We start from the raw sequence: 1803 nt of genomic DNA, 5'->3' as shown, positions 1-1803 counted from the left end.
ATCCGCCGGAGACCCCCTGACCCGGCTGGGTTCGGCCGAGCCGAGCCCGCCCCCGTCAGAGCGGCCCGAGCCGGAGCGTCGGCTGCGGGCCTGTATCGGTCAGGGAGCCGTCCCCGGAGCCGTGCAGCCGCGCGTACACCCCGCCCAGCGCCAGCAGTTCGTGATGCGTGCCCATCTCCACGACCCGCCCGTGGTCCAGCACCAGGATGCGGTCCGCGTCCGGCGCCAGGTTCAGATCGTGGGTGATCATGATCGTGGTCCGGCCGGACATCAGCCGCCGCAGTGGCCGGACGACCCGCCGCGCGGCCAGCGCGTCCAGCCCTGTGGTGGGCTCGTCCAGGACGAGGACGGGCGCGTCGCGCAGCATCGCGCGGGCGATGGCGATGCGCTGGAGCTGCCCGCCGGACAGCCGCGCCGTATGCGGGTCGATCCGGGTGTCGTAGCCCTCGGGCAGCGCCGCGATGAAGTCGTGCGCGGCGGCGTCCCGCGCCGCCCGGACGATCTCGTGCTCGGCGGCCCCGGGGCGGCCGCAGGCGATGTTCTCGCGAATGGTGTCATGCAGGATGAGCGTCTCCTGCGGCAGCAGCGTCACATGCGTCCGCAGAAAGCCCAGCGGCATCGCGTACAGCGGTACGCCGTCGAGCCGTACGAACCCCTCGGCCGGGTCGTAGAAGCGGGTCAGCAGCTTGGAGACGGTGGACTTGCCCGCCCCGCTCGCCCCGGTGATCAGCACGAACTCACCCGGCCGGGCGGTGAACGAGACCCCGGCCAGGGTGCGCCGGTCGCCCCCGGGGTAGCGGAAGCCGACACCGTCGAACTCCACCGTGCCGTGCACCCGCCACGGCGCCATCGCGGCCCCCGGCGGCGGATCGCTCACGGCGGGCTCGGCGTCGAGGATCTCCGCCAGCCGTTCGGCGCCCGCGGTGGCGGCCGTAAGGGTGAGACCGAGCTGCCCGAGGTTGCGGATCGGCGGGTAGAGGTAGCCGAGGAAGGCGGCGAAGGCCAGCAGCTGGCCGATGGTCATCCGGTCCTGGGAGATCTCCCAGGCGCCGAGCCCGATCACGGCGAGCACGCACAGCGTCTCGATGACCTCGACAAGCTGCTCGTACAGCTCGCTCATCCGGGCACCGGCCACCGACGCCCGCATCCACGCCCGCGCCTCCCGGTCCAGCCGCCGCTGCTCGGCGTCCTTACGGTGGTACGCCTGCGTCAGCACGACGTTGCCGAGCGACTCCTCGACGACGGAGGTGATCGCGCCGTCGGCGACCCGCTCATCCCGCGCGACCGAGCTGATCCGCCCGGAGAAGCGCCGCGCGGCCAGCCAGAAGAGCGGTGCCAGGACGAAGGTGGCCAGCGCCAGGTCCCAGCGCAGCCGGAAGGCGGCCACGGAGAAGAAGACCGTGCTGAAGACGGCGGAGACGGTGCTCACCACCCCGGAGACCACCATCTGCTCGATGGACTCCACGTCCCCGGTGAGCCGCTCGACCAGATCGCCCTGGCGGTGGCGCTGGAAGAAGTGCGGCGGGAGATCCAGCACATGCGCGAAGACCCGGGCCCGCAGCCGCAGTACGAACCGTTCCGCGGTCCATACGGCGAGCGAGTTGCCCATATAGCCGACGCCGGCGCCGAGCACCGCGACCGCGAGCCACTGCGCGGCGGGGACCCAGAAGGCGCTGAGCGAGCCCTGCCGCAGGGCGTTGTCGGTGAGATCCGAGAAGAGGAGGATCGCGGCGGTCTCGGCGAGCGCCGCGGCGATCACACAGGCGCAGATGAGCACCAGCCAGCGCCGGTCGCCCCTGGTGA

The 1803-nt window shown here is 72.5% G+C and carries 1 protein-coding gene; it reads right to left on the bottom strand.

Features of this window, described 5'->3' with window-relative positions:
- Nucleotides 1-55 precede the first annotated feature (55 nt).
- A partial coding sequence (locus GWI24_RS43960) for an ABC transporter ATP-binding protein (protein WP_210951599.1) occupies nucleotides 56-1803 on the bottom strand: 1748 nt, incomplete at its 5' end.

The sequence above is a fragment of the Streptomyces sp. MK37H genome, from assembly GCF_018035285.1.
GTDB classification, from domain to species: domain Bacteria; phylum Actinomycetota; class Actinomycetes; order Streptomycetales; family Streptomycetaceae; genus Streptomyces; species Streptomyces endocoffeicus.
This window is presented reverse-complemented; position numbering and strand designations above follow the sequence as displayed.